The organism is Cupriavidus sp. 22TCCZM04-2 (assembly GCF_057798895.1).
In genome coordinates this window covers 17246-44031 of the sequence record NZ_JBYOJS010000003.1, presented here as the reverse complement: position 1 = coordinate 44031, position 26786 = coordinate 17246, and the positions used below count along the sequence as shown (strand labels likewise).

Annotated in this window: 26 protein-coding genes and 1 tRNA gene; 11 read left to right on the top strand and 16 right to left on the bottom strand. The window is 66.2% G+C overall.

Going from position 1 to position 26786, the window contains the following annotated elements:
* Nucleotides 1-2: 2 nt before the first annotated feature.
* The 4 genes from AC3FKG_RS06045 to AC3FKG_RS06030 all read right to left on the bottom strand — a co-directional run bounded on the left by AC3FKG_RS06045 (nt 3) and on the right by AC3FKG_RS06030 (nt 4583).
* Nucleotides 3-2429: a RelA/SpoT family protein gene (locus tag AC3FKG_RS06045; protein WP_488742799.1), complete on the bottom strand. Its 2427-nt coding sequence runs from the start codon at nt 2427-2429 to the stop codon at nt 3-5.
* Between the two features lie 211 nt (nt 2430-2640).
* Nucleotides 2641-2844 carry a DNA-directed RNA polymerase subunit omega gene (gene rpoZ, locus AC3FKG_RS06040; RefSeq protein WP_006578656.1) on the bottom strand — a complete coding sequence of 68 codons (204 nt, stop codon included), beginning with the start codon at nt 2842-2844 and terminating at the stop codon, nt 2641-2643.
* A gap of 88 nt (nt 2845-2932) precedes the next feature.
* A complete protein-coding gene (gmk, locus tag AC3FKG_RS06035) occupies nt 2933-3583 on the bottom strand; it encodes a guanylate kinase (RefSeq protein WP_483710850.1) in 651 nt (216 codons plus the stop codon).
* A 64-nt stretch (nt 3584-3647) separates the two neighbouring features.
* A complete protein-coding gene (locus tag AC3FKG_RS06030; RefSeq protein ID WP_483729901.1) occupies nt 3648-4583 on the bottom strand; it encodes a YicC/YloC family endoribonuclease in 936 nt (311 codons plus the stop codon).
* A 158-nt stretch (nt 4584-4741) separates the two neighbouring features.
* Between AC3FKG_RS06030 and AC3FKG_RS06025 the strand changes: the two genes are divergently transcribed.
* From AC3FKG_RS06025 to hemW, 5 genes are all read left to right on the top strand, one after another.
* Nucleotides 4742-5806, top strand: coding sequence for a serine/threonine protein kinase (locus tag AC3FKG_RS06025; RefSeq protein WP_483710848.1), 1065 nt, complete (start codon nt 4742-4744; stop codon nt 5804-5806).
* A 50-nt stretch (nt 5807-5856) separates the two neighbouring features.
* On the top strand, nt 5857-6771 hold the full coding sequence (locus AC3FKG_RS06020) for a PP2C family protein-serine/threonine phosphatase (protein ID WP_483710847.1): 915 nt from the start codon (nt 5857-5859) through the stop codon (nt 6769-6771).
* 90 nt (nt 6772-6861) lie between these two features.
* Nucleotides 6862-7581 carry a ribonuclease PH gene (gene rph / locus AC3FKG_RS06015; protein ID WP_483710846.1) on the top strand — a complete coding sequence of 240 codons (720 nt, stop codon included), beginning with the start codon at nt 6862-6864 and terminating at the stop codon, nt 7579-7581.
* Nucleotides 7582-7596: 15 nt separating this feature from the next.
* A complete protein-coding gene (gene rdgB, locus AC3FKG_RS06010) occupies nt 7597-8214 on the top strand; it encodes an RdgB/HAM1 family non-canonical purine NTP pyrophosphatase (protein WP_483710845.1) in 618 nt (205 codons plus the stop codon).
* Nucleotides 8211-9452 carry a radical SAM family heme chaperone HemW gene (gene hemW, locus AC3FKG_RS06005; protein ID WP_483710844.1) on the top strand — a complete coding sequence of 414 codons (1242 nt, stop codon included), beginning with the start codon at nt 8211-8213 and terminating at the stop codon, nt 9450-9452. The genes rdgB and hemW overlap by 4 nt, the downstream gene beginning before the upstream one ends.
* A gap of 78 nt (nt 9453-9530) precedes the next feature.
* Here the strand turns inward: hemW and AC3FKG_RS06000 are convergent, their stop codons facing one another.
* Nucleotides 9531-10040: an outer membrane lipoprotein gene (locus AC3FKG_RS06000; protein ID WP_483710843.1), complete on the bottom strand. Its 510-nt coding sequence runs from the start codon at nt 10038-10040 to the stop codon at nt 9531-9533.
* Nucleotides 10041-10275: 235 nt separating this feature from the next.
* Here AC3FKG_RS06000 and AC3FKG_RS05995 point away from each other — a divergent pair.
* Nucleotides 10276-10365 (top strand) — tRNA-Ser (locus AC3FKG_RS05995).
* A 117-nt stretch (nt 10366-10482) separates the two neighbouring features.
* Here the strand turns inward: AC3FKG_RS05995 and AC3FKG_RS05990 are convergent.
* Nucleotides 10483-11928, bottom strand: coding sequence for an NAD(P)-binding domain-containing protein (locus AC3FKG_RS05990; protein ID WP_488742673.1), 1446 nt, complete (start codon nt 11926-11928; stop codon nt 10483-10485).
* Nucleotides 11929-12202: 274 nt separating this feature from the next.
* Between AC3FKG_RS05990 and AC3FKG_RS05985 the strand changes: the two genes are divergently transcribed.
* The gene (locus tag AC3FKG_RS05985) at nt 12203-12862 is read left to right on the top strand and encodes a sugar transferase (protein ID WP_488742672.1); all 660 of its coding nucleotides are present in this window, start codon (nt 12203-12205) and stop codon (nt 12860-12862) included.
* Between the two features lie 319 nt (nt 12863-13181).
* Nucleotides 13182-14201: an ATP-grasp domain-containing protein gene (locus AC3FKG_RS05980; protein ID WP_488742798.1), complete on the top strand. Its 1020-nt coding sequence runs from the start codon at nt 13182-13184 to the stop codon at nt 14199-14201.
* A gap of 30 nt (nt 14202-14231) precedes the next feature.
* Here the strand turns inward: AC3FKG_RS05980 and AC3FKG_RS05975 are convergent, their stop codons facing one another.
* From AC3FKG_RS05975 to AC3FKG_RS05955, 5 genes are read right to left on the bottom strand one after another with little or no spacing between them, the layout of a single operon-like run.
* On the bottom strand, nt 14232-14714 hold the full coding sequence (locus AC3FKG_RS05975; RefSeq protein ID WP_488742671.1) for a DUF411 domain-containing protein: 483 nt from the start codon (nt 14712-14714) through the stop codon (nt 14232-14234).
* Nucleotides 14715-14757: 43 nt separating this feature from the next.
* Complete coding sequence (gene copD, locus AC3FKG_RS05970) at nt 14758-15672, bottom strand: copper homeostasis membrane protein CopD (protein WP_488742670.1); 915 nt, start codon at nt 15670-15672, stop codon at nt 14758-14760.
* 3 nt (nt 15673-15675) lie between these two features.
* The gene (copC, locus tag AC3FKG_RS05965) at nt 15676-16062 is read right to left on the bottom strand and encodes a copper homeostasis periplasmic binding protein CopC (RefSeq protein ID WP_483710810.1); all 387 of its coding nucleotides are present in this window, start codon (nt 16060-16062) and stop codon (nt 15676-15678) included.
* A 49-nt stretch (nt 16063-16111) separates the two neighbouring features.
* Nucleotides 16112-17128 (bottom strand): copper resistance protein B, encoded by a 1017-nt coding sequence (locus AC3FKG_RS05960; RefSeq protein ID WP_488742669.1) that lies wholly within the window; start codon nt 17126-17128, stop codon nt 16112-16114.
* A complete protein-coding gene (locus tag AC3FKG_RS05955) occupies nt 17128-18912 on the bottom strand; it encodes a copper resistance system multicopper oxidase (protein ID WP_483710808.1) in 1785 nt (594 codons plus the stop codon). Before AC3FKG_RS05955 ends, AC3FKG_RS05960 begins: the two co-directional genes overlap by 1 nt.
* Nucleotides 18913-19108: 196 nt before the next feature.
* Between AC3FKG_RS05955 and AC3FKG_RS05950 the strand changes: the two genes are divergently transcribed.
* Nucleotides 19109-19795, top strand: a complete 687-nt coding sequence (locus AC3FKG_RS05950; RefSeq protein ID WP_483710807.1) for a heavy metal response regulator transcription factor — start codon at nt 19109-19111, stop codon at nt 19793-19795.
* On the top strand, nt 19792-21192 hold the full coding sequence (locus tag AC3FKG_RS05945) for a heavy metal sensor histidine kinase (protein ID WP_488742668.1): 1401 nt from the start codon (nt 19792-19794) through the stop codon (nt 21190-21192). The genes AC3FKG_RS05950 and AC3FKG_RS05945 overlap by 4 nt, the downstream gene beginning before the upstream one ends.
* A 3-nt stretch (nt 21193-21195) precedes the next feature.
* Here AC3FKG_RS05945 and AC3FKG_RS05940 read toward each other — a convergent pair whose 3' ends face one another.
* From AC3FKG_RS05940 to AC3FKG_RS05920, 5 genes are read right to left on the bottom strand one after another with little or no spacing between them, the layout of a single operon-like run.
* Entirely contained in the window at nt 21196-21555 is a 360-nt protein-coding gene (locus AC3FKG_RS05940) for a hypothetical protein (protein WP_488742667.1), read from the bottom strand.
* A gap of 31 nt (nt 21556-21586) precedes the next feature.
* Entirely contained in the window at nt 21587-22753 is a 1167-nt protein-coding gene (locus AC3FKG_RS05935; protein ID WP_483729918.1) for an osmoprotectant ABC transporter ATP-binding protein OsmV, read from the bottom strand.
* Entirely contained in the window at nt 22750-23400 is a 651-nt protein-coding gene (locus tag AC3FKG_RS05930; protein ID WP_488742666.1) for an ABC transporter permease, read from the bottom strand. The genes AC3FKG_RS05935 and AC3FKG_RS05930 overlap by 4 nt, the downstream gene beginning before the upstream one ends.
* Nucleotides 23401-23410: 10 nt before the next feature.
* Nucleotides 23411-24370 carry a glycine betaine ABC transporter substrate-binding protein gene (locus AC3FKG_RS05925; protein ID WP_488742665.1) on the bottom strand — a complete coding sequence of 320 codons (960 nt, stop codon included), beginning with the start codon at nt 24368-24370 and terminating at the stop codon, nt 23411-23413.
* 29 nt (nt 24371-24399) lie between these two features.
* Complete coding sequence (locus tag AC3FKG_RS05920) at nt 24400-25116, bottom strand: ABC transporter permease (protein ID WP_483710801.1); 717 nt, start codon at nt 25114-25116, stop codon at nt 24400-24402.
* Between the two features lie 704 nt (nt 25117-25820).
* Between AC3FKG_RS05920 and AC3FKG_RS05915 the strand changes: the two genes are divergently transcribed.
* The gene (locus tag AC3FKG_RS05915; protein WP_483710800.1) at nt 25821-26750 is read left to right on the top strand and encodes a pirin family protein; all 930 of its coding nucleotides are present in this window, start codon (nt 25821-25823) and stop codon (nt 26748-26750) included.
* The last annotated feature ends 36 nt before the right edge of the window (nt 26751-26786 follow it).

The window sequence follows — 26786 nt, the reverse complement described above, 5'->3', positions numbered from 1 at the left end:
GCTCAGCCATCGTTGCGATCGCGGAAGATGCGGATCACGTCCGGGTTGCGCCGCAGGGCCCGCATCACATTGGCCAGGTGCAGGCGATTCTGTACCTGGATGATGAACTGCATATACGTGGCTTCCTGGTGGCCAGCGTCCTGCTGCTCCATCGACACGTGCGCCACGTTGGCGTCGGCCGAAGTCAGGTCCGCGGCCACACGGGCGACGATGCCCTTGACGTTGCGCACCATCACCTTGATCGACACGTCGAATGCGCGCGTGGTCTTCTTCGCCCACATGACGTCGATCCAGTGTTCCGGATCCTTGCTGTGCAAGCGCTTGGCCACCTTGCAATCCTGCACGTGGATTTGCAGGCCTTCACCCTTGCCCAGGTAGCCGACGATCGGGTCGCCCGGGATTGCGCGGCAGCATGCCGGGAACAGGATCGACATGCCTTCGTCGCCCGTGATCGGCACGGCCGGCGCTTCTTCTCCGGAGAAGGTCTGCACGGCCGCCAGCAGCGCGCTGTCGACATCGCCGGACAGTTCCTGCAGCAGAATCTCCATGCGCTTGGCCACCACGGCGGGCACGCGCCGGCCCAGCGCCAGGTCGGCGAAAATGTCCTCGCGGTGCTTGTTGCCGGTCCACTGGATCATGCGGTCCCAGACCGACTGCGGCACGGCTTTCAGCTCGATGCCGAGCTGGCGCGCCGACTGTTCGAGCAGTCGCTCGCCGAGCTGGATCGCCTCGTCGAGCTTGGTGGTCTTCAGGAAGTGGCGGATGGCCGCGCGCGCCTTGCCGGTGCGCACGAACGACAGCCATGCAGGGTTCGGCTTGGAATACGGGGCCGTCACCACTTCGACGATATCGCCGCTCTTGAGCTCCGTGCGCAGCGGCAGCAGTTCGTTGTTGATCTTCACGGCGACGCACTGGTTGCCCAGGTCGCTGTGCACTGCATAGGCAAAGTCCAGTGCGGTGGCGCCGCGCGGCAGCGCGCGGATATGGCCCTTGGGCGTGAACACGTAGACCGCGTCGGGGAACAGGTCGATCTTGACGTGTTCCAGGAACTCCTGCGAATCGCCGGTCTGGCTCTGGATATCGAGCAGCGACTGCAGCCACTGGTGCGCCTGCTGCTGGATATCGTTGGCATGGTCCGCCTGCGTCTTGTACATCCAGTGCGCGGCCACGCCGGCCTCGGCAATCTGGTGCATCTCGCGCGTGCGGATCTGGAATTCCACCGGCGTGCCGAACGGACCGACCAGCGTCGTATGCAGCGACTGGTAGCCGTTGATCTTCGGGATCGCGATGTAGTCCTTGAACTTGCCCGGCATCGGCTTGTACAGGCCGTGCAGCGCACCCATCGCCATGTAGCAGTGCATCTGCGTTTCCACGACCACGCGGAAACCGTAGACATCCAGCACCTGCGAGAACGACAACTGCTTGTCGTGCATCTTGCGGTAGATGCTGTAAAGCGTCTTTTCGCGGCCGGACAGTTCCGCGACGATGCCAGCATCGGCCAGCCCTTTCTGCGCGGCCTCCAGGATGCGCTTGACCACTTCGCGCCGGTTGCCGCGCGCGGCCTTCACCGCCTTTTCGAGCGTGGCATAGCGGAACGGCGAGCCGACCTTGAACGACAGTTCCTGCAGCTCGCGGTAGATGGTATTGAGACCGAGCCTGTGCGCGATCGGCGCATAGATCTCCATGGTCTCCAGCGCGATGCGGCGGCGCTTCTCCGGCGGCACGAAGTCGAGCGTGCGCATATTGTGCGTACGGTCGGCCAGCTTCACCAGGATCACGCGCACGTCGCGCGCCATCGCCAGCAGCATCTTGCGGAAGCTTTCCGCCTGCGCCTGCTCGCGGCTCTGGAATTCGAGCTTGTCCAGCTTGGTCAGGCCATCGACCAGTTCGGCGACCTTGGGACCGAATCGCTCGGCCAGTTCGCTCTTGGTGATGCCCTGGTCTTCCATCACGTCGTGCAGCAGCGCCGCCATGATGGACTGCACATCGAGCCGCCAGTCCGCGCACAGCTCCGCCACCGCCACCGGGTGGGTGATGTACGGTTCGCCGCTCTGGCGGTACTGGCCGAGGTGGGCCTCGTCGGAGAACTGGAAGGCTTCGCGTACGCGTGCCTGGTCCGGCGCCTTCAGGTAGGCCAGCTTCTCCATCAGCCGCGTGATGGAAATGACCTGCTGGCGCGGCGGGACCGCTGGTTGCGACGTCGGCCCGAAGAAGTGCCGGTAGGACTGCGCCAGCACGGCATCGATGAACAGGCTGTCGCCCGCCAGTGCCGCGGGCGCCTCTTCCATGGCCATCACGTCATCGTGCGAATCCGACGTGGGCGCCAGGCGCGCCTTGCCCTGTGCCATCGGCGGCACGGCGGCACGCTCGCCGACAACATCGTTGCCAAGCGGGTCAGGAAGATTGGGAGCGCCGGTGCGCGCGGTCACGGATGCCTGGCCGGACGAAGAGCGCTTACGCGCGGACGCCGCTCCGGCATCGCTGCCCGTCTCGCCGCGCGCGGGCGCGGCGCCGGCCGGCTGGCCGGGAGAGACGGTTGACGAGGAGGGGTGTGACGAAGGCATGGGGGCGGCCCCTGGAATCCGGTTGCTGGATGCGCGCGCATACGATGCAAGGATGAACCACTGGCCGCCCGGGGAATCAGGTCGGTACCTTCTTGAGCATTTCGATGCCGACCTGGCCCGAGGCGATTTCGCGCAGGGCAACCACAGTGGGCTTGTCCTTCGCTTCCACCTTCGGAGTATGGCCCTGCACCAGCTGGCGCGCACGGTACGTGGCTGCCAGGGCGAGCTCGAAGCGGTTCGGGATGTGTTTCAGACAATCTTCGACGGTAATACGCGCCATATCAAATCCACCTTGGGACAAAACCTGTTGGGTTGCTATTTTACAGCACCGCGCGCGAATCGCCCGGCGACGACCCGCGCGCGCATGCTCAGTGAATGCCAAGCTCGATGAAGAGCTCGCTGTGGCGCGCCTTTTGCGAGGAAAAGCGCAGGCGTGTGGCACGCACCACGTTGCGCAGTTCTTCGAGCGCGTTGTCGAATACCTCGTTGATGATGACGTAGTCCGACTCCGACGCATGCGACATTTCGCTGCCCGCTGCCAGCAGGCGCCGCACGATCACGTTCGGCTCGTCCTGTCCGCGTTTTTTCAGGCGATCTTCCAGAGCCGTCAGCGACGGCGGCAGGATGAAAATCTCCATCGCGTTGGAGAAGCGCTTGTGCACCTGCTGCGCGCCCTGCCAGTCGATTTCGAGCAGCACGTCGTTGCCCTGCGCCATCTGCTCCTCGATCCACACGCGCGAGGTCGCATAGTAGTTGCCGTGGACCTCTGCCCACTCGAGGAATTCACCACGGTCACGCGCGGCACGGAACTGATCCACGGAACAGAAGTGGTACTCGCGCCCGTCCTGCTCGCCAGGACGCGGCGCACGCGTGGTGTGGGAAATCGACAACCGGATCGCCGGGTCCTGCGCAAGCAGCGCGTTGACCAGCGTCGACTTGCCGGCTCCGGAAGGTGCCACCACCATGAACAGGTTGCCGGGGTAGACGGTATCGATGGCAGTGTGAGGCGTATCGCTCATGTGATTGTTTTGGATCTTCTGGCGTCGTGGCGCCGGGTGAAACGGAATGCGTCGGGCTGGCGCGTTATTCGAGGTTCTGGATTTGCTCGCGCATCTGCTCGATCAGCAGCTTGAGCTCCATCGACGCATCGGCCAGTTCCTTGGCGGCCGCCTTGGAGCCGAGCGTGTTGGCCTCGCGGTTGAGTTCCTGCATCATGAAATCGAGCCGTTTGCCGGCCTGCCCGCCCTTCTTCAGGATATGACGGGTTTCGTTCAGGTGTGCCTGCAGGCGCGACAGCTCTTCCGCGATATCGATGCGGATGCCGTAGACCGTGGCCTCCTGGCGGATGCGCTCGGCGACCTCGTCGCGGCTCATCGACGGCATGCCTGCCGGCGCCGCCAGGTTGAACGCTTCCCGCAGGCGTTCGGTCAGCTTTTCCTGATGATGGGCGATCAGCTGCGGAATGGTGGGCGTGAGGCGTTCGACGATGGCCAGCATCGTGTCGATGCGCTCCATCAGCGTGGCCTTGAGCGCCTCGCCCTCGCGGCGGCGCGCCTCGCGCAACTGGTCCAGCGCTTCGCGCGCGGCGCCCATCACAGCCTCGCGCAGCGCGTCCTGCGACAACTCGGGCTCGACCAGCACGCCAGGCCAGCGCAGAATCTCGCCCATGCGCAGCGTGCCCGCCGTCGGGAAGGTGTTCGCGACCGTCGACTCCAGCGCGCGGATCTGGCCCAGCAGGCCTTCATTGAGCGCCAGCGTGGCGCCACCGGTATCGGTGCGCTGCAGGTTGATGCGGCATTCCAGCTTGCCGCGCGACAGCTCGGCCATCAGCATCTCGCGCAGCGCCGGCTCGAACGCGCGGCACTCTTCGGGGGCGCGGAACAACAGGTCGAGAAAACGCGAATTGACAGTCCGGAATTCCACCGAAACGGAGGCCGTCCTGCCGCTGGGCTCACCCTGCGCGTTTGTCAGCGGTGCCTGGCGGGTTGCCAGGCCATAACCTGTCATGCTGTGGATCATTGAGTGTTCTCGCGAAATGGCGCTGCCCCGGGGGTAGGCTGGGGCCGCAGCAAAGGCGTCTTGTATCCGCCGAAATGGGGCAACAATGCCCGCTATTGTGTTCTTTACAAGTGACCGATTAGCCGTGACAATCCCGAGGCAAATCCGGTCCGATTCCTATGACAGAGCCCAAGGGCGCTACACAACCCAAGAGTGCACCGCTGCCCGTCGGCACGCTGCTGTCCAACTATCGTATTGTAAAGAAGTTGGCCAGCGGGGGGTTCAGTTTCGTATACCTGGCCACGGACGAGACCGGGGCGCCGGTTGCCATCAAGGAATACCTGCCCTCATCGCTGGCGCGCCGCAACCCCGGCGAACTGATCCCGATGGTGCCCGAGGAAAACGCGGCATCGTTCCGCCTGGGCCTGAAGTACTTCTTCGAGGAAGGGCGTTCGCTGGCCCGCATCTCGCACCACAGCGTCGTGCGCGTGGTGAACTTCTTCCGCGAGAACTCTACCGTCTACATGGTCATGAACTATGAGATGGGCAAGACGCTGCAGGAGCATATCCTGGCCGCGCGCCAGCAGGGCCGCGCCAAGGTGCTGCGCGAGCATTTCATCCGCAAGGTCTTCCATGACCTGATGAGCGGGCTGCGCGAAGTCCATATCCACAAGCTGCTGCACCTGGATATCAAACCCGGCAACATCTACCTGCGCGAGGACGAATCGCCGATCCTGCTCGATTTCGGCGCCGCGCGGCAGACGCTCACCATGGAAGCCAAGCGCTTCCAGCCGATGTACACGCCCGGCTTCGCCGCGCCCGAGCTCTACGGCAAGCACAACGAACTGGGCCCCTGGACCGACGTCTACAGCCTGGGCGCGACGCTCTACGCTTGCATGGCCGGCATGCCGCCGCAGGAAGCCAACCAGCGCGAAAAGGACGACCGCATGGGCGATGCCATCGCGCGCCTGCGCAGCAGCTACACCAATGGCCTCGTCGACCTGGTCGAATGGTGCCTGCGGCTGCCTCCGGCAGAACGCCCGCAGAGCGTCTTCCGCCTGCAGAAGGAGTTGCGCGAGCAGACCAACGCGCTCGGCGAGCAGGCCGCTCAGGCGCCGCCGCCCGCCCCCGCCGAACGTTCCGAGCGAACCGGCCCGTCCAGCCGCTTCCTGACCTTGCTGCGCCGCCGCGACGACACGGTGGCCGCGACCACGCGCCAACCCGCGGACACAAGCGGCGACTGAATCACCCCCGGTCGCGCATTTCCGAACCGAATTCTCCCCAAACAGCCAACATGCGATTCTCCGTCTATCAGGAAAGCAGGAAAGGCGGCCGCCGCATCAACCAGGACCGCATGGGCTACTGCTTCACGCGCGATGCCCTGCTGATGGTGCTGGCCGACGGCCTGGGCGGCCATGCATTGGGCGAAGTCGCCGCGCAGCAGGCGCTGCAGACGCTGGCGCGCCAGTTCCAGACGCAGGCCCGGCCGACGATCCGCAACCCGGCGGATTTCCTGCAGGACACCATCATGCTGGCCCACCGCGAGATCCACCGCTACGCGGAGGCTCACCGGCTGTCCGACGTGCCGCGCACGACGGTGGTCTGCTGCCTGGTGCAGCAGGGCCAGATCCATTGGGCGCACGCCGGCGATTCGCGCTTCTACCTGGTCCGCAAGGGCCGGCTGCTGACGCGCACGCGCGATCACTCGAAAATCGAGAACCTGCTGCAGCAGGAACGCGTGCTGCCCATGGAAGTCGCCAACCATCCCGAGCGCAACAAGCTCTACAACTGCCTGGGCTCGCCCAACCTGCCGCTGATCGACATCGGCGGCCCGCTGCGGCTCGATCCGGGCGATGTTGCGCTGCTGGGATCCGACGGCCTCTGGGGACCGCTCGAAGAGCCGGAGATCGTCGACCGCCTGACCCGGCTATCGGTGGTTCAGGCGGTCCCCGAACTGATTTCACGCGCGCTCGAAAAAGCCGGCGAAGGTGCCGATAACACCACCGGCATCGCCATGATGTGGGAGCTGGATGCCAGCGCCACGGGTGACGAATCCGTCATGACGGACACCCTGCCGCTGAACGCCTTCACGACCTCCATCCTGGAGCGTCCCGGCAACGAGGCAGATCTCCTGTCAGAAGAGGAAATCGAGCGCTCCATCGCCGAAATCCGCGCGGCCATCGACAAGACCAGCAACCTGATGCGCTGAGCGCAGCCAACCGGCAACGGCGGGAAGGCGGGCACGCCAGGCCCGCCGGCGTTAGAATCGCGGTCTCCACCGATTCGAGCGAACCATTCCATGCGACCCAGCGGACGCGCAGCCGATGCGCTGCGTTCTATCAGCCTGACCCGTCACTACACCCGCCATGCCGAGGGCTCCGTGCTGTGTGCGTTCGGCGACACCAAGGTGCTGTGCACCGCCAGCGTGCTGTCCAAGGTGCCGCCGCACAAGAAAGGCAGCGGCGAGGGCTGGGTCACGGCCGAATACGGCATGCTGCCCCGCGCCACGCATACGCGCTCGGACCGCGAAGCCGCGCGCGGCAAGCAGACCGGGCGCACCCAGGAAATCCAGCGGCTGATCGGCCGCGCCATGCGTACGGTGTTCGACCTGGCGGCGCTGGGCGAATACACGCTGCACCTCGACTGCGACGTGCTGCAGGCCGACGGCGGCACCCGTACCGCCGCGATTACCGGCGCGTTCGTGGCCGCGCATGACGCGGTCTCGTCCATGCTGCGCAACGGCCAGATCAGCGCCAGCCCGATCCGCGACTTCGTCGCGGCCGTCTCGGTCGGCATGGTCGACGGCGTGCCGGTGCTGGACCTGGACTATGCCGAGGACAGCAACTGCGATACCGACATGAACGTGGTCATGACCGGCAGCGGCGGCTTTGTCGAGGTACAGGGCACGGCCGAGGGCGCCCCGTTCAGCCGCACCGAGCTCGACGCCATGACGCGCCTGGCCGAGGCCGGCATCGCGCAACTGGTGCAGCACCAGCGCCAGGCGCTGGGCCTGGCCTGAAGGACGCCGCACGCCATGCAACGCCTGGTACTGGCCTCCAACAACCCCGGCAAGCTGCGCGAATTCGGCGCGCTGCTGGCCCCGCTCGGTTTTGACGTAGTGCCGCAAGGCCAACTGGGCGTGCCTGAAGCCGAAGAGCCGTTCTGCACCTTCGTCGAGAACGCCCTGGCCAAGGCCAGGCATGCAAGCCGGCTGGCCGGGATGCCCGCGCTGGCGGACGATTCGGGCATCTGCGTGCAGGCACTGGACGGCGCCCCCGGCGTCTACTCGGCGCGCTACGCGCAGATGGCCGGCCAGGCCAAGTCCGATGCCGCCAACAATGCGCACCTGATCTCGCAGCTCGCCGGCAAGCCCAACCGCCGCGCGCATTATTACTGCGTGCTCGTCTTCGTCCGGCATGCCGCGGATCCGTGCCCGATCATCGCCGAAGGCGTGTGGCATGGCGAAGTCGTCGACGCCCCGCGTGGTGCCGGCGGCTTCGGCTACGACGCGCACTTCCTGCTGCCCGATCTGGGCAAGACCGCCGCCGAGCTGCCCGCCGACGAAAAGAACGCCGTCAGCCATCGTGCGCTGGCACTGCGTTCGCTGGCGGCGCGCCTGCAAACCGAAGGCCGCGGGCAGGCTGCGCGATGATCCCGATCGTACCGGCGGGCACACCGCCCGCCGCGCCTGCCGACAACACGCAGCTCTGGCTCAAGCCGGGCCAGATCGCGCTGCCCGGCTCGCCGCCGCTATCGCTCTACGTGCATGTGCCGTGGTGCGTGCGCAAATGCCCCTATTGCGATTTCAACTCGCACGCGGTGCCCGGCAAGGACGGCAGCCACGACATTCCGGAAGACGCCTACCTGGACGCCTTGCGCGCCGACCTGGAGCAATCGCTGCCTCTGGTATGGGGCCGCGCGGTCCATACCGTGTTCATCGGCGGCGGTACGCCGAGCCTGCTGTCCGCGGCCGGCATGGACCGGCTGCTGTCCGATATCCGCGCGCTGCTGCCGCTCGACGCCGATGCCGAGATCACGATGGAGGCCAACCCGGGCACCTTCGAGGCCGAACGCTTCGCCAGCTACCGCGCGAGCGGCGTGAACCGGCTGTCGATCGGCATCCAGAGCTTCAACGACAGCCACCTGCAGTCGCTCGGCCGCATCCATGGCGAGCGCGAGGCACGCGCGGCCATCGACATCGCGCAGCGCAGCTTCGACAACATCAACCTGGACCTGATGTACGCGCTGCCCGGCCAGACCATGGAGCAGTGCCGCAGCGACCTGGAGGTGGCGCTGTCGTACGGCACCACGCACCTGTCGCTCTACCACCTCACGCTGGAGCCGAACACGCTGTTCGCCAAGTACCCGCCCGCGCTGCCGGACGATGACCTGGCCTACGAGATGCAGGACCTGATCGAGGCGCGCACATCAGAGGCCGGCTACCGGCACTATGAGACCTCGGCCTACTCACGCCCGCATCGCGAAGCGCGGCACAACCTGAACTACTGGCGCTTTGGCGACTACCTTGGCATTGGCGCGGGCGCGCATGGCAAGCTGTCGTTTCCCAACCGCATCCTGCGCCAGATGCGCCACAAGCACCCGGCCACCTACATGGCGCAGGCCATGGCCGGCAACGCCGTGCAGGAAGCGCGCGAAGTCGGCGCGGACGAACTGCCGTTCGAATTCATGCTCAATGCGTTGCGCCTGACCGACGGCGTGCCGGCCTCCAGCTTCCACGACATGACGGGGCTGCCGCTGCATACCATCAGCCGGCAGCTCGCGGCGGCGGAGAAGAAGGGATTGCTCGATGCCGACCCCACGGTGATTCGTCCGACCGAACTCGGCAGACGCTTCCTCAACGACCTGCAGGAGATGTTCCTGAAGGACTGAGGAACGCGGCGCATCTGACCCGAAAGCGAGAAGGCCACGGCAATGCCGTGGCCTTCTTGCCTTGCGAGCGATACCCGTTCAGTACGGCACGGCCATGTCATTGGCCACGCGGGCGCGCATGCCGACCTGCAGGTTGCCCAGGTTGCTCTGCGTCACCGTGGCGACGCGGCCATCATCGAGCCGGACGTTCACGCGATAGGCGGTCTGCGTGCTGCTGCCGGCGCGTTTTTCAACCTGGTTGCCGGCTACCGCGCCGACCACCGCTCCCCCGATCGTCGCCGCGGTCTGCCCGCGGCCACCGCCCACCTGGTGACCCAGCAGGCCGCCCGCGGCGCCGCCGATCACGGTGCCCAACAGGCCGGAACTGCTCTGCGTGTTGGTAATCGGTTCGATGGATTCCACGCGCCCGTAGTACACCGAGCCTGCCGGCGCCTGCGAGGCATAGCCACCGTTGCTGGTCTGCGGCGGAGGTGGCGCGTTGTAGCCGGTGTTGTTGTACCCGTTGTTGTAAGGCGCCGCGCAACCGGCCAGTCCGATTGCAGCCAGCACGGCCCCAAGCGCCATTCGATTTTTCGATTTGCTTTGCATCTGAAATTCTCCTCTGTTGCCAGGTGAAGCCGGGAACGCGGCACTTGCGCAGTGCCCGACACACCGATATGAGCCGCATGACAGCGTGAAGGTTCCGCCATGTCAGACAGGCTCCGACAACAGGATCACAGGATTCACCAAGGAAGCGCCCGGGCCTTGTATAATGCGCGGCCTGTACACTGGCCCTTGCGCCAGCGGCATGTCGCGCAATCGCGCTACAATGCCGGCACTTTACGGAAGCGTGGCCGAGTGGTTTAAGGCAGCAGTCTTGAAAACTGCCGATGGGGTGACCCATCCGTGAGTTCGAATCTCACCGCTTCCGCCAGTTCCCCCTGCACGCGCGGCCGGCCGTGCGCCTGCGCAATGTCCTCGCCCCCAGACAGCGCCGTGGCCCACGGATCAGCGGGACGGATCGCCGCTCCGCGCCCAGATACCGCGACCGTTACTCCGCATTGCGCTCCGCAGCCTGAAGCACGCTCCTGGCATGCGCACCACTGCCGTGCCCATTGGCCAGTTCCGGCGTGACGCCATGCGATGGCGCAGCGAAGCTTCCCGCCTCGCGCTTGAAGCGACCGCCGATATGGCCCGCCACACGCGGCGCAGCGTAGCGCGCCCCATAGATGAAGCGCAGTGCGGGGCCAAAGCTCATGGCCGCGGCGGGGCCGAGCACATACAGGTCGCGCACGCTGGTTTCGAAGTTCGATGTCAGGTCCGGCGAGCCGTCAACCATCGAAAGGGCGCTCAGGATCTCCGACGAAAGGAAAGCGTGGCGCGCCATATCCACCTTGAAGCCCGTCGCGAGTACAACATGGTCAGCACTGATAGCCGATGTTTCGCTTCCTGAATCGACCTCCAGCACGATCCGGCCATTCCTGATTTCCGCGCGGCTCACCTCCGTCCGCGTCGATATCTCGATCTTGCCCTCGACATGATTGCGCAGCCACCACGCCCCGGATGGCCCCCATGATGTGTCCAGGATCTTCTGGCGCTGCGGAAGGCTCAACGTGTGGAACGAGGCGGGATACTCGGACAACAGGTAGGACATCGCCAGCAACCACGGCTTGTTGGAATCCCATCCGCGCCCCAGGCCCACACGTGCCCGCAGCAGCCGGGATACGAGCCCGCTCGACGTCCGCGGTTCGCGGCTCCAGTTCACGGCATCGCCACGCACCAGCAGGCGCACCCGCGCCCCCGCCGCGCTCATCGATGCCGCCAGCCCGATTGCCGACTGCCCGCCGCCAACGATCACGACATCCTTGTCCTTCGCCCACGCCGAATGACCGAAATCTCCGGAATGCAGCACGTAGGGCCGCGGCACCCCCCGCAGCGCCGAAGGGGCCTGCCCGAACGACTTCAGACCCAGCGACAGGACGACGCGCCTGGCCACCAGCGAACTTCCATCACTCAGGCCAAGCCGGAAATACCCATCCTTGCGGCACATGTCCTGCACTTCCACCGGCCGGATATGCCCGACCAGCTCCGACTGGAACCACTGTCCATAGTCGACGAACATTTCCACCGGCAGATGAAGGCCCACCGACTTGTATTCCATGTGGTGGCGTCGGCAATACGCTTCGACCGTATAGCCGCCGCATGGCGAATAGAGGCTCGAGGCGAATGCCTCGGAGCGCAAAAGCATTCCCGGTGGCGTGAAATTCTTCCAGGCGTGCATCGGGATCCCGAGAACCTGATGGGGCACGCCAGCCTCTGACAGATAGGCGGAGGTCGACAAGCCATAGGGGCCGGCCCCGACAATGACGGTATCCGTGGACGAGATCATTATTGCTCTTCCCGATAGGTTTTCCCGACTCTCGCACCACCGCGCCGGGCGGCCCACTGCCTGGACAGTGGATAAGTCCAGGACCAATGCCGGCATGGCCTCGCGCAAGCCCCGCTGCGCCCCTCGGTCACGTCGCTCAACCTGGATTGCCGCAGTCTGGGACCGGCCCCCCGCGCCGTCCGTTCGGGCCCGCACACTCACCCTTCGTCGCGCGCCTTGCTGGCTGGTGGCTCCGATGCGTGAGCACCACCAAACGTGGGGCCGGCCACACTAGGCGCTTCCCATGAGGGCCGCGCCCTGATTAGATGGATGCCGGCAAGACGCGCCGACAGGTGGCGCACACCCGCAGATCCCGCACTCTCACGCTCCTGACGGCTCGATCATGAAGCGCTTGTTCGACGTGGCTTTCTCCGCGGTCGCCCTGCTGATGCTGGCGATCCCGTTGCTGATCCTGGCTGCCGCCGTGCGCTGGAAGCTCGGAGCGCCCGTGCTGTTCCGGCCCACGCGCGTGGGCCTCGGCAACCGGCTGTTCACGGCGGTGAAATTCCGCACCATGACCGACGCGCGCGGCCCGGACGGCCAGTTGCTGCCCGACCAAGAGCGGCTCACGCCGTTCGGCAGGTTCCTGCGCCGCTCCAGCCTCGATGAACTGCCGCAGTTCTGGTGCGTCCTGGTCGGAACCATGAGCGTGATCGGTCCGCGGCCATTGCCGCCGAAGTACCTGCCGTTCTATTCGCCGGCGCAAGCGCGCCGGCACCTGGTGCGGCCGGGCATCTCCGGCTGGGCCCAGGTCAACGGGCGGAACTCCCTGTCCTGGGAGGAAAAATTCCGCCTGGACACCTGGTACGTCGATCACCGCACGTTCTGGCTGGACCTGAAAATTGTCTGGCTGACGATCGGCATCGTCATACGGCGGCAGGGCATCAACGCCACGGGCGACGTGGAGGTTCCGGACTTCACCGGCAGCCCGGTCGCGCAGTCCGGAGGCAGCCAGGGCGCACGCGCGCCCAGCGAAGACATTCCAGCCCAACCGGCATTGTGAGCAGTGACAGGCGCATGCACCAATGTCAGGACGTCAGTACAAGCTGCGGCACTCGGTGGACCACCCCACATAGCGCGCTACTTTATGTCCGGCCGTTCTGGTTAGATGAGGCCTGTGATGCAGCGGACGTGTAAAAGATGCAATGGCATCGGGATGGGCGTCCCGGCTCCGGTCGAGCGCTCCGTAGATGGAGAAGCATGCCCCTCGCGTCCGGACTCCGGGTGGCCGCTGTCTCGACGCCGGGCACCGGAATCCACACAAGACGAACCGGCCTCAACGAAGGCCGGACCATTGGGCTGGGCATGGCGTTGGGGTGATCATGAATGTGCTTCTGACGTGTGTAGGTAGAAGACGCTACCTCGTGGAGTACCTGAAGTCCGAACTCAACGGAACTGGCATGGTGCTCGGCGTGGACAACCAGCGCAGTGCACCCGCTGCCAGTATTTGCGACATGTTCCTGCTCGCGCCGGACGTCTATGCGGAAAGCTACATCGACTACCTGGTGGACGTGTGCCGTACGCGCCAGGTTGCGGCCCTGCTTTCGCTGAACGATCTTGAGCTTCCCCTGATCGCGGAACACGCGCATCGCTTTCGCGATGTCGGGACCGTACCGGTGGTTTCGTCGGGGGAGGTCGTCCGTCTTTGCGCGGACAAGCTCATGACAGTCCGCTTCGCCGAGTCGATCGGCGTGCCGGTTCCGCGCAGCTATGCAACCCTGCAAAGCGCCGAGGACGCGCTGTCGGCGGCCGAAATCACCTTTCCGCTGGTGGTCAAGCCGCGCTGGGGCAGTGCAAGCTTCGGCATTTTCTATGTCGAGAGCCTGCAGGAGCTGCGTTTCGCCCATGCGTACTGCGCGCGTATCTGGCTGCAATCGAAGTTTGCCCGCGTCGGGGAACCTGATGCGCTGGTCCTCATCCAGGAAATGGTCTGCGGGCAGGAATATGGCCTCGATGTCTTCAACGACCTGGAGGCCGCGCCGGTCGGCGTGGCCGTGCGCAAGAAACTGTCGATGCGTGCCGGCGAGACCGACCGCGCGATTACCGTCGAAAGCGAACCGTTCAGCGACCTGGCTACGCGCATCAGCCGCGGCCTGCGGCATATCGGCAACCTGGACTGCGATGTCATCGTCCGCGACGGGCGCCAGTACCTGCTGGAAATGAACCCGCGGTTCGGCGGCGGCTATCCCTTTACTCACCTCGCCGGCGCGAACCTGATCCGGGTGCTGCTGAACTGCCTGAGAGGCACGCACCAGGGCGAGGAAATCCGCTACCAGGCGGGGCTGGAGCTCGCCAAGTGCGACTTCCTGGCCTGCGTCGAAGCGCCGGCAGGACAAGACTGAAAGCCGCCGCAGCGGCTTTCATCGGCGCGTTCAGGAATACGCCTGGAACACCTTGGCCTTGCCGTCCCGCAACACCAGCAGCACATCATAAGGCGTCTTGCGCCCGCCATACTCGGGCCCGTCCATGCCCGGCGACCCCTGCGGCATGCCCGGCACGGCAAGTCCCACGGCGACCGGGCGCTCGCGCAACAGCCGGCGGATCTCGCGCGCCGGCACATGTCCTTCGAGCGCGTAGCCTTCCACCACCGCGGTATGGCAGGAACCATAGCGCTCTGGCATGCCCGCCTTGCTGCGCGCGGCAGGGAGATCCTCCACCTCGTATGTCGTGACCTGGAAACCGTTGGCCTGCAGATGCGAGACCCAGTCCTTGCAGCAGCCGCACGTGGGAGATTTCCAGACCTTGACGGCCGTCGCGGTCTGCGAAGCTCCAGCCCAGGCTGCCGCGGGCAACAGCGCCAGCGCGGCGAGAACGCTCCGGCGGAGGGGATTGGTGATAACAGGTTCGGCTTTCATCGAGCGGAATGGGTTACACAGGTTCAGGGAACGGGCAGCGAAATCAATGCCCGGGAGACAGCGTGCCAAACCATGCCACGAGACCCAGCACGGCCATGGCACACGCCGCCTCGCATCGCAAACTGCGGCGCAGCGCAAGCACGGCGGCGCGGTCGTCGCGCTGATGCACGTCGTACGCCAGCCGCGGCGCCAGGCGGTAGCGATTGGCGGCCGCCAGCCCGAGCATGGCACAGAACAACGCGAGCTTGGCCAGCAAGAGCCCGCCGTAGCGGGTGGATAGCAAGCCGGACAGGCCAGGCCCGGCGATCAGGATGTAGTTGGCGACGCCGGTCACCACCAGCAAGGCGACGATGCCGGCTCCGACGTGGGCAAATCCACTTGCCGCGCGGCTCAGTTCTGCCACGCTGCCTGCCGTGGCGGTGCGCTTCGGCGACGACATCGACACAAACACCGCCAGTGCGCCCACCCAGGCGCCGGCGGCCAGCAGATGCACGATATCGGCGGCCAGATGGATGCCGCCCCGCAGGCCTTCGCTCATCACCCCATGCCCGCCCCAGGCGAGCGTGGCCAGGGCGATCGCCGCGGCCACTGGCAGGAGGATGCGTGTTGCCCGCCAATGACACGGCGCCATGCTTGCCAGCACGCAGACGAGCAGCGCCAGCATCCGCACCTGCCACGCCATGCCCAGGCCGGTCTCGGTCACGATCATGCGCAGCGTCCCGGCATCGATGGCAAGGTAGGACGCCGCGCCCATCATGATCCTGGCTGTCACCAGCAGGGCCGCGGCGGAAAACACGATGCCGGCCGCCGCCAAGAATGTCGTGAAGCGGCACCGGCAAGTGGCAGGTTGCGCATCACCACGCAGCAGCCACATCGACGCAAGCGGCACGCCGAACAACAGCGCCAGATCGGCATACTGGACAAAACGCAGGACGATGTTGGCCCGGTCAGCATCCATCGGCTATTTCACGGTGAACGTGAGCTTGCCGCTGACCGGATGCGTGTCGGCCGCCACGGCGCGCCAGTCCAGGCGATAGGTGCCGGGCACAAGCGGGCTCGCGGGCGTGATCACCATCGTCTTCGGATCCTCGCCGGCCGATACGCGCGTGGCCACGCTCATCGGCGCATGGTCCGCCATGCCGGGCATGCCGGTCATGAGCAGCTTGGCGCCGGACACGCGCGCGACCAGGCTCTCGGAGAACCGCAGTTCGATCCGCGCGGGCGCCGCGATCTCGGCATTGTCGGCCGGCGTGGTCGCGAGCAGTTGCGGATGCGCGAAAGCGTGGCCGCCGGCGAGCAGCGCCGATACGGCCAGCAAGGACTTTGCAAGGCTACGGATGTCGAACATGGGGGCACCTTCGTGTGATGGTTTGATGGCTGGCTTGCACAAGCATGCCTCAGAACCAGGCCCGCACGCCAGCCACGAAGCGGGTCTCGCCGCTGCGGCCGCCGGTGGTCCGGACCATGTCCGACGTATTGCCGAAGGCCTGGTACCGCTCGACGCCGATATAGGGCGCAAACTGGCGGTTGATCTCATAGCGCAGGCGCAGCCCCACTGTACCGTTCGACAGGCCGCTGCCGGTGCCGGTTTCCGGATCGTTCCTGCCGTACAGGCTGGCTTCGATGCGCGGCTGCAGGATCAGGCGTTGCGTGATCAGCAGTTCGTACTCGGCCGCCAGGCGCAGCGCGGTGCGCCCGCTGTCGCCGACGTAGGCCGTGGCATCGACTTCGAACCAGTACGGTGCCAGGCCCTGCACGCCGAACGCCATCCAGTTGCGCCCCGGACGTCCGCTGCCCACGTCATTGCGCCAGCCAAGCTGCGTGTCCCAGTAGGGCGCGATGGCGTGGCCCCACAGCAGTTCGGTGCGCGCATCGTGCACCTTGCCACCCGCGGCTTCGCCTTCTGTCTTGATGACAAGCCGGTTATACGTGCCGCCGAACCACGCCTGCGCTTCCCAGTTTGCGGCGTTGGCACCATTGGCATGCGCCCATTCCAGCCTGTCGACGAGTACCGAGCCAAAGCTGTGCTCGTCGGCCATGTGAAGGTGGCGTGTGTTGCCCAGCGCGTACTGGCCCGCGCCAAGCTGATAGCCGCCCGAGTATGCATGCGGGTCGCGCGCGTCGGGCGGCGCGCTTCCGCCCTGCATGTTCAAGTCGCCATGGTCCATCGCAGGCGCGTTCTGAGGCATCGGCGCCGCGGACGCGGGGCCTTCATCCATGCCCTGCATGCCTTCCATGCCGTCGTCTTCCACGGCGGGCGCGCCCCCCCCCGAATCGCTGGACGAATGATGTTGCGCATGTCCGGCATGCGGGTCCTGTGCCCACGCCGACGCGATTCCCGCGGCCGCGACGATCGCGGCAAGCATGTTCCTGGCGTGCGCGCACCTGGCAGCCTTGCGTGCGAAGCGTTCCATCACGACACCACCACTTCGCGGAACATGCCCGCATCCATATGCAGCATCAGGTGGCAATGCCATGCCCAGCGGCCAGGCGCGTCCGCCGTGACCAGGAAGCTGATGCGCTGCGCCGGCTGCACCGGGATCGTGTGACGGCGCGCCTGGAACGTGCCGTCCGGCGCCTCCAGGTCACTCCACATGCCGTGCATGTGCATCGGGTGGGTCATCATGGTGTCGTTGTGGAGGATGACGCGCAGGCGCTCGCCATGGCGGAAATGCACCGGTGTCGATTTGCCGAACTCGACGCCGTCGAACGACCACGTGTAGCGCTCCATGTTGCCGGTCAGGTGCAGTTCGATCTCGCGCCCAGGCCCGCGCGGGTCCGGCGGGCCGCCCAGCGTGTGCATATCGGCCAGCGTCAGCACCCGCCGTCCGTTATTGCGCAGGCCGATGCCGGGGTCGTCGAGATTCGTGCGCGGCGTGTCGACGCGCATGTCGGTGCCTGCGCCGTACTCGGTGCGCGCGTGGTGCACGGTCTTGCCGGGGACCTTGAGCGGATTGCCTGCAACGGCGCCGTGCATCGCGTGCTGGCCGTGGTCCATGCCATGTTGCATGCCGGCATGCTCCGCGCCGCCATGCATGCCGCCCATGTCACCCATCATGTCGCCCATGGCCAGCCACTCGGCCTTGTCCGGCGCAGGCACAGGTGCCTGCAGGCCGTCGCGCACGCTCAGCGTGCCCCTGGCATAGCCGGTGCGGTCCATCGACTGGGCGAAGATGGTGTAGGCATCGTCGCGCGGCTCGACCACGACGTCGCACGTTTCGCCGGGCCCGAAGCGGAATTCGTCGACCGTCACAGGTTCGATGTTGATGCCGTCGACCTGCACTACCTTCAGCTTCAGCCCGGGGATGCGCACGTCGAAGAAAGTATTGCCCGCGCCGTTGATCAACCGCAGCCTCACCTTCTCCCCGGGCCGGAACTGCGCCGTCCAGTTACCGGCTGGCGTCAGGCCATTGGTCAGGTAGGTCAGCGTGGCGCCTGACAGATCCGCGAGGTCGGTCGGGCTCATGCGCATCTGGTTCCACATGCGGCGCTTGTCGAGTGCGGCCTTGAGGCCATCGTTCGACACGTCGCGGAAAAAATCGACCACCGTTGGCTGGTTGTAGTTGTAGTAGTCGCTCTGGACCTTCAGCTTCGACAGCACGCGCATCGGATCCTCGTCGGTCCAGTCCGACAGCAGCACCGTGTAATCGCGGTCGGCGCGCACCGGGTCTTCGCCGGCCGGGTCGACGATGATGCCGCCATACAGCCCGATCATTTCCTGGAAGCCCGAATGCGAGTGGTACCAGTAGCTGCCGCTTTGCGCCACCTTGAAGCGGTAGGTGAAGGTTTCGCCCGGGGCGATGCCGTCGAAGCTGATGCCGGGTACGCCATCCATCTGGTACGGCAGGATGATGCCGTGCCAGTGGATCGAAGTCGCTTCGCGCAGGCGGTTGGTCACGCGGATGGTGACCGTGTCGCCCTCGCGCCAGCGCAGCGTCGGGCCGGGCAGCATGCCGTTGATGGTGGTGGCCACGGCGGGCTTGCCGGTAAAGTTGACCACCGATTCGCCGACGACGAGATCGAACTCGGTGCCGCGCAACACCGGCGCCGTGCCGAATGCCGTCGCGGCCGGCTGCGCCGATGCCGTCCCCTGCCAGACGGGCAGGCCCGCCACCACGCCGCCGGCCGCGAGCCCCTGCACAAAGCGTCGGCGAGACAGGTTGGGCAGCAGCAGGCCAGTGGAAGGATCGCGTCGCATGGAAAATCAGTCCTTGGAGAGTCGATAGCCGCACTTGTCAGCGGCAGGCAAAGCATACGCAAGGCCAGGGAACGTGCACATGACCCCGAAATTACAATCCGGTAATCTTGGCGTCATCTTGATGTTCATTGCCCTCGGCTACAGTCGCCGTTCGCCAGCGGCGTGCGGTGCGCGGCGGGCAACAAGGAAAGCGCTGATGAAACTGCTGGTAGTGGAAGACGAGGCCAAGACCGGTGAATACCTCCGGCAAGGCCTGACCGAGGCGGGCTTCGTGGTGGATCTGGCCGCCAACGGGCTGGACGGACACCACCTGGCCATGAGCGAAGCCTACGACCTCATCATCCTCGACGTGATGCTGCCCGACGTGGATGGCTGGCGCATCCTGCAGACACTTCGCGCGGCCGACAACCACGTGCCGGTGCTGTTCCTGACCGCCCGCGACAGCGTGGCCGACCGCGTCAAGGGGCTGGAGCTTGGTGCGGACGACTACCTGGTCAAGCCGTTTGCCTTTGCCGAGCTGCTGGCACGCGTGCGCACGCTGCTGCGGCGTGGCAGCGCGCAGGTCAGCGTGGACCGCGTGCAGGTCGGCGACCTGGTGCTGGACCTGGCGCGCCGGCGCGCATCGCGCGGCGGGCGCCGCATCGTGCTGACCAGCAAGGAGTTCTCGCTGCTCGAACTGCTGGTGCGCCGGCGCGGCGAGGTGCTGCCGCGCTCGCTGATCGCGTCGCAGGTGTGGGACATGAACTTCGACAGCGACAGCAATGTCATCGACGTGGCCATCCGCCGCCTGCGCGCCAAGATCGACGACGATTTCGGCACCAAGCTGATCCAGACCGTGCGCGGCATGGGCTACGTGCTCGAAGACCCGGAGGACATGGCGTGACGCGGCGCTTCTCGCTGACGACGCGCCTGACCGCGCTGTTCTGCCTGTCGTCGGCCAGCGTGCTGCTGGGCCTGGGCATCCTGATCGCGACGGCCATGGACCGGCATTTCGCGGAAGAGGATTTTGCGAGCCTCGGCGACAACGTCCGGCTGATCGAGCGGATCGCCGCCGAGAATGCCTCCGCATCGGTGCCCGAACGGCTGGCCGTGGCGCTGGAACACCATCCCGGGTTCATCGCCCACGTCACTGCGGCCGATGGCCAGACCTTGTACACGAGCCATGGCTTCGATTTCCAGGCCGCCCTTGGGACCGCCTCGGTCCTGCCGGCCGGGCGCGACAGCTTTGCCTGGGAACAGGATGGCAAGCACTACCGCGGCCTGCGCACCACCGTGCCGGCTGCGGGCGGATGGCCGGCGCCGCTGACCATCGTGGTCGGCATGGACACCGAAATCCATGCGCACTTCATGCGCGCGTTCCGTCGTTCGCTGGTCTTCTACATCGCGCTGGCCGCGCTGGCCAGCGGCCTGCTCGGCTGGTGGGCCGCCCGGCGCGGGCTGGCGCCGCTGCGCACCATGGCCACGCGCGCACGCGCCGTGACCGCGCACAAGCTCGACGCGCGCATGCCGGTGGAAGCCGTCCCAGTGGAAATGGCTGATCTTGCGGCGACGCTGAACGCCATGCTGGAGCGCTTGCAGCGCGACTTCGGGCGACTCTCCGAATTCTCGTCCGACCTTGCGCATGAACTGCGCACGCCGCTGACCAACCTGATGACGCAGACGCACGTCGTGCTCTCGCAACCGCGCACGGTGGAGAAGTACCGCGATGTGCTGGCATCGAATGCCGAAGAATTCCAGCGCCTGACGCGCATGGTGTCGGACATGCTGTACCTGGCCCAGATGGAACACGGCCTCACCCTGCCCTGCGCCGAGCCGATCGACGCGGCGGTCGAAGTCCATGCCTTGTTCGAGTTCTATGACGCACTGGCCGAAGACAAGCGCGTGCGCCTGTCGACGCGCGGCGACGGGCACTTCGTCGGCGACCGGCTGATGCTGCGCCGCGCGCTCAGCAACCTGCTGTCCAATGCCCTGCGCTATACGCCGCCGGGTGGCGGCATCGCGGTGGAAATCGATAACGATGCCGGCGGGGTGACGATTGCGGTTGAGAACGACGGCCAGGAGATCCGCCCGGACTTGCTGCCCGTAATCTTCGACCGCTTCTCGCGCGGCGACAAATCAAGGGTCCGTCCGGACTCGGACAGCGTGGGGCTGGGGTTGTCGATCACGCGCGCGATCATGGCCGCGCATGGAGGCACCATCGCCGTGCAGTCCGCGGGTGGCAAGACGCGCTTTACGCTCAGCTTCCGGCGGCAGGCTGCACCCGCTACGGTGGCAGCCTGAGCTTCATCCGCTCGCCGTCAGCAGCCAGTACGCGTCGTCTTCCGTGATCTTGAGCCGATACTTGGTGGCCAGCACGCGCGCCAGCGCACGTGCTGCGCCCGGCGGGCTGTGCCGCAACTGCTCGCGATAGGCCTCGACCTCGTAGCGCAGCCGCCAGCGCCGGCTCAGCAGATAGAGCACGCCCATCAAACCCCAGCTGCGCCAGAACTGGCGCACATGCACCTTCTCATGCTCGATCAGCGCGTGGCTGGCGCCGGGCCGCAGCAGGATCAGCGGCCCCGGCGTAAAGCCGTCAAACCCGCGCGGCACCAGCCAGCGGGTTTCGATCATCAGGCAGAGCGGGGAGCGGCAGTAACGGACCATGGCGCCAGCATAGCGCTAACCGCGGCTGTCCTCACGCCGCGGCGCGCAGCGGTTCCGTCGGCAACTGGATGACCGGCGCGCTCCCGCGCGAACGTCCCGAGCTGAGGTAGCCCGCGATCGAATCCTGCGTCACTTCGCCAAGGTAGGCGCCGTCGGCATCCACCACCGGCAGCCAGCTCGTGTTGTGCTGGTACATGCGCGACAGCAGGATGCGAAGGTGCTCGTCGGACGTCGCCGTGGCGGGGAACGCACGCATCGCGTCGCTGCAGCGGCCGTTGCCCGCGCGGGCATCGCGGCGCGTGACGTAGCCCAGCGCGCGCTGCGCGTCGTCGACCACCGGCAAGTGGCGCACGTCGGCGTCGTCCATCACGCCAAACGCTTCGGATAGCGCCATGTCCGGCCGGCAGGTCGGCGGCATCGTCGCCGCATCGCCGGCGCTCACGAGCAGCAGGCGCTTGAGCGTGTTGTCATGGCCGACAAAGGCCTGCACGAACTCATCCGCCGGGTGCGCCAGCAGCGCATCCGGATGGTCGAACTGCACCAGCTTGCCGCGCCGGAACACCGCCACCTTGCTGGCCAGCTTGATGGCCTCGTCGATATCGTGCGAGACCATGATCACGGTCTTGCCGAGCTGGCGCTGCATCTGCAGGAATTCGTTCTGGATGCTTTCGCGGTTGATCGGGTCGACCGCGCCGAAGGGCTCGTCCATCAGCAGCACCGGCGCGTCGGCCGCGAGCGCGCGGATCACGCCGATGCGCTGCTGCTGCCCGCCCGACAGTTCGCGCGGATAGCGCGACAGCATGCGGTTTGGATCGAGCTGCACCATCGACATCAGCTCGCGCGCGCGCTCGTGGCAGCGGCGCTTGTCCCAGCCCAGCATGCGCGGCACCACCATGATGTTCTCTTCGATCGTCATGTTCGGGAACAGGCCGATCTGCTGGATCACGTAGCCGATCTTGCGGCGCAGCGCCACGCCGTCGATGCCGACGGTGTCCTCGCCATCGATGCGCACGGTGCCGGAGGTCGGCTCGATCAGCCGGTTGATCATCTTCAGCGTGGTGGTCTTGCCGCAGCCGGACGGCCCCAGGAACACGCAGATTTCCCCGCGCGGCACCGTCAGCGAGACAGCATCCACTGCCCGCACTTCGGTGCCGTCTTTTTGCGGGAAGGCCTTGGTCAGTCGGTCGAGTTCGATCATAGTCGGATTCCTTTCGGCGTCAGCACCTTCTGCAGCCATTGCAGGAAGGCATCCGCCACGATGGCGAGCACGCTGACCAGGACCGCGCCCACGGCCAGCTTGCTCATATTGCTCTGGCTGATCGCCTGCAGGATCAGCACCCCAAGGCCACCCGCGCCGATGATGGCCGCAATGGTCGCTACGCCAATATTCATCACCACGGCCGTGCGCACGCCGCCCAGGATCACCGGCACGGCCAGCGGCAGGTCGACGCGGCGCATGCGCTGCCACGTCGTCATGCCGATGCCGCGCCCGGCTTCCTGGATGCCGGGGTCGATATTGGCCAGCGCGGTATAGGTGTTGCGCATGATCGGCAGCAGCGAGTACAGGAACACCGCGGTCACGGCGGGCACGTAGCCGAGCGCGTGCCCGAAGCGCGCGAAGATCGGGATCATCAGGCCGAACAGCGCGATCGACGGCAGCGTCAGCACGATCGTCGCCAGCGTCAGCAGCGGCGTGGCCAGCCAGCGGAAACGCGTGATGGCGATGCCCAGCGGCACGCCGATCAGGATCGCCATGCCCACGGCCGTGCCGACCAGCGCCAGGTGTTCGGCGGTGAGCTTCAGCAGCGTCGGCCAGCTATGGTGAAGGTAGGGCAGCAAGTCCATGCGCGCCTCCTCAGATCAGGCCATGGCTGCGCAGGAATTCTGCCGCCACCTTGTCCACCGGCTGCTGGCCGATGTCCACCCGGTAGTTCATGTCGGTCATCGACGCGTTGTCGAGCTTTGCCGCCAGTGCGTCGAGCAGCGTGGCGAGTTCGGGGTGCTTGTCCAGCGCGGCCTGCCGCACCACGGGCACCGCGCTGTAGTCCGGGAAGAAATGCAGATCGTCTTCGAGCAGCACGAGTTCGAAGCCCTTCACGCGGCCGTCGGTCGTGTACACCAGGCCGAGGTCGACCTGGTTGTTCTTGAGCGCCGTGTAAACCAGGCCCGGGTCGAGCTGGATCACGTCACGGCGCGTGAACGGCAGCTTGTACTTGGCTTTCAGCGGTTCCAGGCCGTCCGGGCGCGCTGCGAATTCCATGTCGACCGCAAAAGGATGCTGTGCATCCTGGCCGCCCTTGCGCATCATCTCCGCATAGGCCGACAGCGTGGTGACGCCAGCCGCCTGCGCACGGGCCTTCGGCATGGCCAGCGCATAGGTATTGTTGATGCCCGACGGCTCCAGCCACACCAGGCCGCGCGCTGCATCCAGCTTCTTCACGCGGGCATAGCTCTCTTTGGCGTCGAGATTTTCCTCGACCTTGTTGAAGACGATCAGGGCGGTGCCGGTGTAGTCCCACACCACGTCGAGCTGGCCGCTCTCCAGCGCCTGGCGCATCAGCGTGCTGCCCAGGCCCGCGGTCAGTTCGGTGCCGATGCCCTTGGCGCGCAGGTACTGCGACGTCATCGACGACAGGATCAGTTGCTCGGTGAAATTCTTGCCGCCCACGCGCACCGGCGCGGCATCGGTTGCCGGCGCGGCGGCGGGCGCTTGCGCGCGGGCCGGCGCGGAGCCCAGCAGCACGGCGGCTAGCACGGTGCCCACCACCATGAAGGCCCAGAAAGCGCGGCGTTCGCGGTCTCGTTTCGGTTCCATCGGTTCTTGTTTCTCCTTTCGGCCGCCGTTCATCGCGCCAGGCCGCGCCGGCGCAGATACAGATTGCCGGCGCCGGCAAAGAGCGCGTCGAGCGCCAGCGCCAGCAGCGCGGTGGCGGCGGCTCCCAGCAGCAGCAGCGACTGGTTGTTCAGGTAGATGCCCGGGAAGATCAGATCGCCCAGGCTGTTGGCGCCGATCAGGAACGACAGTGGCACGGTGCCCACGTTGATCACCAGGCTGATGCGGATGCCCGCCAGCATCACCGGCAGCGCGTTCGGCAGTTCCACGCGCATCAGCCGCTGGCCCGGCGTCATGCCGATGCCACGCGCGGCTTCGAGTAGCGTCGGCGAAACTGTGCGCAGGCCTTCGTAGGTGTTGCGCACGACGGGCAGCAGCGACGCGAGCCATAGCGCGAGGATGGCGGGCCGCTCGCCGATGCCCAGCACGGCGAGCGCGAGCGCAAGCACCGCAAGCGACGGCACCGTGTTGCCAACGTTGAAGACCTGCATCAGCCGGTCCGCCCATCGGCGCATGCACGGGCGGCTCAGCGCGATGCCGGCAGGAATGCCGGTGGCCAGCGCGAGCGCCATCGAAAATGCGACCAGCCGCAGGTGGTCGGCCAAGTCGTAAAGCAGGCGATCCTGATGCTGGCGGATGACCTCGGGGCCGATCCAGGCAACGACTCCGCCCAGCGCCAGCACGGTCAGGCATCCCCACGCGAACACCCGCACGGATTGCTTTGGCATAGTTCCCCTACCCGCGAATCGAAAGCGGATAAAGCACCACTTTCCGCACGCGGAAAACAAAATGGGCAAGGCGGTCGTGACAGTGGGGCGCCGCCGTCCCGGTTCAGATTGCATTGCCGCCATGACCGGCACGATTGCCAGCGGACGGGCTTTTGGGCTTCCACACCATGGGCGCGAAGTCCGATTGACGGGATGCCGCGGGCCTTGGGCCAGCGGGTCCCTGAAGCGGCGCACCCGGGGTGGTTATGGACCAGAAGCAGGACCAGAAGCCGGGTGGCCAAGGCGGCGCAAAAAGTGAGGTAGTCGACGCGCCGCCGAATGCATTGGCCGTTGCCAGACAAGGCCTGGCGGGGGCGCCAGACGAGTCAATCCACCGCAACGGAAGACAAAGAGAGCGCTATTATACACATCTTCATCGATCTTGTCATTTCGGCCTGTCTCGCAGCCTTTCGCAGCGGCTTTTCAAGCATTTCGCAAGGCTGCCCGAGGACCTCGGGTATTTGGCGAAAACGCGGTTGCGATCGTTAATACCAGCGGCTCGAATCTATGCGGATTGGGCATCCGGATAGAACAATCTGTTGCCTATCCGCCCTCTACTCTTTCGCGACCAAACCTCTACATTGGTGGGGTAGCTGAACACGATGCGGCCCGGATGACGGCAACAGCAACGCCCCGCCCGCCGCCCGCCAACTGGAGAAAGAATCATGGAAACCCGCACCCCTATCCCCACCGTTCCGGCCACCGCACAGGAATCCGTGCAGCGTTCGCGCGCCGTCGATCGTGTCGTGCGCGGCATTGCCACCTCGGACGGCGCCGGCGTCAAGCTGACGCGCGTGCTGACGCAGAACCTGCAGCGCCGGCTGGACCCGTTCCTGATGCTCGACGCCTTCGGCACCGATAGCAAGGATGACTACATCGGCGGCTTCCCCGACCACCCGCACCGCGGCTTCGAGACCATCACCTATATGCTGGCCGGCCGCATGCGTCACCGCGACAGCGCCGGGAACGAGGGCCTGCTGCAGAACGGCGGCGCCCAGTGGATGGTGGCCGGTGCCGGCGTGGTGCACTCGGAAATGCCCGAGCAGGAAGACGGCCGCATGGAAGGCTTCCAGCTCTGGCTGAACCTGCCGGCTGCCGACAAGATGACCGCGCCGTGGTATCGCGACATGCCCGCTGACGCCATTCCGACGGTGGCGCTGGACAACGGCGGCACGGTGCGCGTACTGGCAGGCGCCTCGCACGGCGTGGCCGGCGCGGTGACGCGGCCGGTGACGCAGCCGCTCTACCTTGACGTGCACCTGCCCGCCGGCCAGCAGTTTCGGCAGGCGCTGCCGGCCGGGCACAACGCTTTCGTCTATGTGTACCGCGGCGAGGTGTCGATCGGTGAAGGCAGCGAAAAGGCGGAACTCGAGTCGCAGCGCATGGGCGTGCTGGACAACGCTGCCAACGCCGACGGCGTCATCGTCAACGCGCAGTCCGATGCGCACTTCCTGCTGATCGCCGGCCAGCCGCTGGGCGAGCCGATCGCCCAGTACGGCCCGTTCGTAATGAACACGCAGGAGCAGATCTACCAGACGCTGGCGGATTTCCGCGACGGGCGTTTTGCGACGACCGCCGCGGCTTCGGGGGGGTGATGCTGGCCTGACCGACGCAACGGTTGTCTCCCCTCT

Coding starts and splice junctions, on each gene's coding strand:
- rpoZ (WP_006578656.1), bottom strand. CDS start 2,844: ATGGCGCGTATTACCGTCGAAGATTGTCTGAAACACATCCCGAACCGC.
- gmk (WP_483710850.1), bottom strand. CDS start 3,583: ATGAGCGATACGCCTCACACTGCCATCGATACCGTCTACCCCGGCAAC.
- AC3FKG_RS06030 (WP_483729901.1), bottom strand. CDS start 4,583: ATGATCCACAGCATGACAGGTTATGGCCTGGCAACCCGCCAGGCACCG.
- AC3FKG_RS06025 (WP_483710848.1), top strand. CDS start 4,742: ATGACAGAGCCCAAGGGCGCTACACAACCCAAGAGTGCACCGCTGCCC.
- AC3FKG_RS06020 (WP_483710847.1), top strand. CDS start 5,857: ATGCGATTCTCCGTCTATCAGGAAAGCAGGAAAGGCGGCCGCCGCATC.
- rph (WP_483710846.1), top strand. CDS start 6,862: ATGCGACCCAGCGGACGCGCAGCCGATGCGCTGCGTTCTATCAGCCTG.
- rdgB (WP_483710845.1), top strand. CDS start 7,597: ATGCAACGCCTGGTACTGGCCTCCAACAACCCCGGCAAGCTGCGCGAA.
- hemW (WP_483710844.1), top strand. CDS start 8,211: ATGATCCCGATCGTACCGGCGGGCACACCGCCCGCCGCGCCTGCCGAC.
- AC3FKG_RS06000 (WP_483710843.1), bottom strand. CDS start 10,040: ATGCAAAGCAAATCGAAAAATCGAATGGCGCTTGGGGCCGTGCTGGCT.
- AC3FKG_RS05985 (WP_488742672.1), top strand. CDS start 12,203: ATGAAGCGCTTGTTCGACGTGGCTTTCTCCGCGGTCGCCCTGCTGATG.
- AC3FKG_RS05980 (WP_488742798.1), top strand. CDS start 13,182: ATGAATGTGCTTCTGACGTGTGTAGGTAGAAGACGCTACCTCGTGGAG.
- AC3FKG_RS05975 (WP_488742671.1), bottom strand. CDS start 14,714: ATGAAAGCCGAACCTGTTATCACCAATCCCCTCCGCCGGAGCGTTCTC.
- copD (WP_488742670.1), bottom strand. CDS start 15,672: ATGGATGCTGACCGGGCCAACATCGTCCTGCGTTTTGTCCAGTATGCC.
- copC (WP_483710810.1), bottom strand. CDS start 16,062: ATGTTCGACATCCGTAGCCTTGCAAAGTCCTTGCTGGCCGTATCGGCG.
- AC3FKG_RS05960 (WP_488742669.1), bottom strand. CDS start 17,128: ATGGAACGCTTCGCACGCAAGGCTGCCAGGTGCGCGCACGCCAGGAAC.
- AC3FKG_RS05955 (WP_483710808.1), bottom strand. CDS start 18,912: ATGCGACGCGATCCTTCCACTGGCCTGCTGCTGCCCAACCTGTCTCGC.
- AC3FKG_RS05950 (WP_483710807.1), top strand. CDS start 19,109: ATGAAACTGCTGGTAGTGGAAGACGAGGCCAAGACCGGTGAATACCTC.
- AC3FKG_RS05940 (WP_488742667.1), bottom strand. CDS start 21,555: ATGGTCCGTTACTGCCGCTCCCCGCTCTGCCTGATGATCGAAACCCGC.
- AC3FKG_RS05935 (WP_483729918.1), bottom strand. CDS start 22,753: ATGATCGAACTCGACCGACTGACCAAGGCCTTCCCGCAAAAAGACGGC.
- AC3FKG_RS05930 (WP_488742666.1), bottom strand. CDS start 23,400: ATGGACTTGCTGCCCTACCTTCACCATAGCTGGCCGACGCTGCTGAAG.
- AC3FKG_RS05925 (WP_488742665.1), bottom strand. CDS start 24,370: ATGGAACCGAAACGAGACCGCGAACGCCGCGCTTTCTGGGCCTTCATG.
- AC3FKG_RS05920 (WP_483710801.1), bottom strand. CDS start 25,116: ATGCCAAAGCAATCCGTGCGGGTGTTCGCGTGGGGATGCCTGACCGTG.
- AC3FKG_RS05915 (WP_483710800.1), top strand. CDS start 25,821: ATGGAAACCCGCACCCCTATCCCCACCGTTCCGGCCACCGCACAGGAA.